This is a genomic window from Mesorhizobium sp. M1143 (genome assembly GCF_040318435.1).
Lineage (GTDB): Bacteria > Pseudomonadota > Alphaproteobacteria > Rhizobiales > Rhizobiaceae > Mesorhizobium.
The window spans coordinates 1-3,373 of sequence record NZ_JAMYMJ010000126.1 but is presented as its reverse complement, the minus strand read 5'-3'; the positions used below and the strand labels follow the sequence as shown (position 1 = coordinate 3,373).

The window sequence follows — 3,373 nt, the reverse complement described above, 5'->3', positions numbered from 1 at the left end:
GCATGCGCTGGCGCATCGAGCTCGCCTTCAAGCGCCTGAAGAGCCTGATCGGGCTGCGCTCTCCTCCCGCCAAAGACCCAAGGATCGCAAAGCCTAATGTGTGTTGTTCCCATGCTATGTTTGGGGTGGGAAGGAGACCGACAGGATCCTGGTCGTCCTTTTTGAGGACAGGCCGTGGCATGGCTCGGTCCCTTCCCACCGGTGAACCATCAACCTGAACAGTTGCACGGGGCTGTTCCAAGCAGACCCCGCACCACTGGAAGAGGCGTGGACATGATAATGCAGAACTATGTCGGCTGCGACATCTCAAAGCAGTGGTTGGACTTTTTTGATGAGGCAAGCGGTCAATACCATCGCATCGACAATCAGGCCGATGCGATCGCTGCCTATGTGGCAGGCCTGCATCCCAGTCGAGACTTCGTCGTCATGGAGGCGACAGGCGTTCATGACCGCCTGCTGCGTCATGCGCTGGCCAAGGCCGGCGTGCCGTTCTCGCGGCACAATCCGGCGCACACCCACCACTATTGCGAAGTCGACGAGACGGCGCGCCAAGACCGACCGTCTCGATGCCAGGATGCTGAGCGACTATGGCCACCGCTATCACCCGGAAGCCGAGCCGGCACCGCGCGAAGAAGGCGAACACCTTCAATCGCTTGCCCGCCTTCGCGACCAAATGGTCGAGATCAGGGCAACGTTGAAGAAACAGCGCAGCGAAGCCTTCGGCGCGATTGTCATCGCCGAAATCGAAGAGCTGATCGCTACCTTCAATGTCCGCATCAAGGGTATCGAGGGGCAGATCGCCCAAGCCATTACCCAAGCCGAGGACATGGCCCGCGACAACGCGCTGATGATCTCCGTACCCGGCGTCTCCAAGATCACTTCGTTCTCGCTGCTGGCGCACCTGCCCGAGCTCGGTCAGCGCTCACCCAAATCGATCGCGGCACTCGCCGGCCTTGCTCCCTTCGACAACAAGAGCGGCAAGCTCAATCGCAGGAGCCAGATCCAGGGTGGTCGATCACGCGTACGTCGCGCACTCTACATGGCAGCGCTCGGCGCCATCCGGGCTTGTGAGCGCTTCAGAACTTTCTACACCGCCATCGCGGCCCGCTCAGGTTCCAAGAAACTCGCCATCATCGCCGTCGCAAGAAAGCTTCTCGTCGTCCTCAACGCCATCATTCGCGATAAAAAAGCATTCGCATGAACACAGTTGCGCTAAGATAGCTTTGGCATGGACTGAAACTTGCGCTTTCGTGGTGCCTATGCCCTCAAGGGTCTCAGACCCTACGAGTTCATCTTCAAGGCGTCGGCGTCGCAACCGGAACGCTTCAAACTCAATCCGCTCCAGCAAATGCCGGGACCAAACATCTAGGAGAGTTCGTCCCAGGATCGTGCCTGCTAACGAGATCGCCTTGCCGTCGTCCCACGGGAGCGATCCGGCTCACGGCCTTTCGGGCGGAATCAACCCCTCCTTCGTTGGTCCGTTGTGCCTATTTCATGGCCGATACGGAGCCGGGTGCCCTTACCAAAGCGGAATTCTGTCGCATCGCTCCACATGCGATGCAGGATGGCCGCGTTCGCCTGCCGGGTCTCGATGCAAATCGCCGGCAGTCCTTCGGCGAGAATACCCTCACAAAACCAGGCCGTCAGCGAGTAGGCTTCGAGCCCGATGCGCTCCATCGGAAGATCGTTTTTCCGCAAGGCTTCATAAAGCGCCCTCGGCTCACTCGCCGCCCGCCCTTCCTTCACGATCCGGCCGCTCTCGTCGACGACACAGATCGCGGTCTCTTCGAAGACACGTGACGTCAGGCAAAATACTTTATGGCTGCTCTCCTGATGTTTTGGCGATCTACATCGACCACCTTCTCACATCTCCACAGGAGCAGCCGCCCTCAATTTGGCGCGGGCGATACCCCAATCACCCCATCTGTTGAAGAAGTCAGGCTCTTTCACAAACGAAGCTTGAATGGACGGCGTTGTGGATGTAGAAGTGGCCGACGAGGCGGCCTGCAGTGCCAAAGACAGCCCAGCCGCGGCCAAAGGCTGGTCGTTCTCATCATGCCCCTCCCACCAGAACTCCGCGCAGGCTGAGCCATCGCGGGTGCCATATGGGACGTCGAGGAAGCCCTTGAGTGCGGCGAAGGCGATCTCGCCATCCGCCGAGCCTTTGAATGTCAGATGCGCTTGCTCGACGAGATCGAGGATCGTTATCCCGAGCGTCCATCTCGACGATGCGCCAGCGGACGGCAAAGGCCTTGGCGAAGCCGGGAACCTTGGCCATCAGCCGGTCGTCGTACCAGATTGTAGGCTCACACCTAGACCACAGCGAAATCCGTCAAAGCTATACTGTAGTATTCGGCTCGGACTTGAGAAGATCAAGGTTGACCATGCTCCTAAATTTTCGCACGTTGGGGTTGCTGTAGAGATTCTCCTTGACGAAGACATAAAAAGCGTCGACGTCTTCGACAGTTACTATGAGGACGAAATCGACTTCGCCCGTAACCATATAGCATTGCTTCACATCCTGGGCCGCAAGCATCGTGCACTTGAAATGGTCGACAAGCTCCAGGCGTTCACAGTTAAGCTCTACCATCACAATGATAGTAATCGATTTAGTAATAATTTTCCGATCGAAAAGCGGCATTGCCCCCTACTGAACATTTGGAATCTATACCGGCAAAACGCGAGTTCGGCTAATACCCCCTTATTCCTGTGTAGCGCTGTTGGGATCCTTTTGTCTAGATCGTCTGCCAGCAATGCTGGCCTTACCTTAAGCTTTAATATTTATTTCACATTTTACTCCGAAGCGCGTCTCCTGGTTGGTGCCCCTTGCACAGCGACTAGCAGGCTGCTCTGATTGGGGCCCCTTGAGGTCTCAAGCTCCTCCTGATAATTTCCCGGACCTTCTCGCCCCGCGGGTCACTCGCTTCTCTTCGCGGTCGACTTAGGCCGCCGCATGATGGGGTCAGTAGAGCGAGGCGGCTCAATCTGGGTCGTGTCCCATCAGGTGGTGTAGCTCGGCGGTAGCGAAGCCGCTCACGAGCGCGCCGTTAGTAGCGCTGTAGCGAGCGAGCGGCGTGTGGGTGGTCATCGGCGCTTTCGGGTAGGGTTTGGTTGTTGACGCCAACCCATTTCGGAAGGACCACCGATGACCGACGACATGATGAACCTGCGCACGCTCGTGGAGAAGACCCCGGATGCCGATCTGCTGCGGGAGATGATCGGCTTTGCCGCCGAGCGACTGATGGAAATGGAGGTGGGCGCGGCCACCGGCGCCAGCTATGGCGAGAAGAACCCGCTGCGGCTCGCCCAGCGCAATGGCTACCGCGACCGGGACTGGGAGACGCGGGCCGGCACGGTCGAGCTGCGCATCCCG

General features: G+C 58.4%; 4 protein-coding genes and 2 pseudogenes. 2 read left to right on the top strand and 4 right to left on the bottom strand.

The window, feature by feature from the left end:
• Positions 1-306: 306 nt before the first annotated feature.
• Positions 307-552: a hypothetical protein gene (locus tag NKH35_RS31020; protein WP_352917489.1), complete on the bottom strand. Its 246-nt coding sequence runs from the start codon at positions 550-552 to the stop codon at positions 307-309.
• A 22-nt stretch (positions 553-574) separates the two neighbouring features.
• Here NKH35_RS31020 and NKH35_RS31015 point away from each other — a divergent pair, with 22 nt between their 5' ends.
• Positions 575-1,201 (top strand): transposase, encoded by a 627-nt coding sequence (locus tag NKH35_RS31015; protein WP_352917487.1) that lies wholly within the window; start codon positions 575-577, stop codon positions 1,199-1,201.
• A gap of 362 nt (positions 1,202-1,563) precedes the next feature.
• Here NKH35_RS31015 and NKH35_RS31005 read toward each other — a convergent pair.
• The 3 genes and pseudogenes from NKH35_RS31005 to NKH35_RS30995 form a co-directional block, all read right to left on the bottom strand.
• Positions 1,564-1,806, bottom strand: a pseudogene (locus NKH35_RS31005) (IS110 family transposase); the annotation flags it as partial.
• A gap of 130 nt (positions 1,807-1,936) precedes the next feature.
• Positions 1,937-2,278, bottom strand: a pseudogene (locus NKH35_RS31000) (hypothetical protein).
• 60 nt (positions 2,279-2,338) lie between these two features.
• Positions 2,339-2,590: an Lrp/AsnC ligand binding domain-containing protein gene (locus tag NKH35_RS30995; protein ID WP_352917491.1), complete on the bottom strand. Its 252-nt coding sequence runs from the start codon at positions 2,588-2,590 to the stop codon at positions 2,339-2,341.
• 555 nt (positions 2,591-3,145) lie between these two features.
• On the opposite strand from NKH35_RS30995, the gene NKH35_RS30990 reads away from it, so the two are divergent.
• Positions 3,146-3,373: transposase (locus NKH35_RS30990; RefSeq protein ID WP_352917485.1), on the top strand; the 228-nt coding region annotated here is incomplete at its 3' end.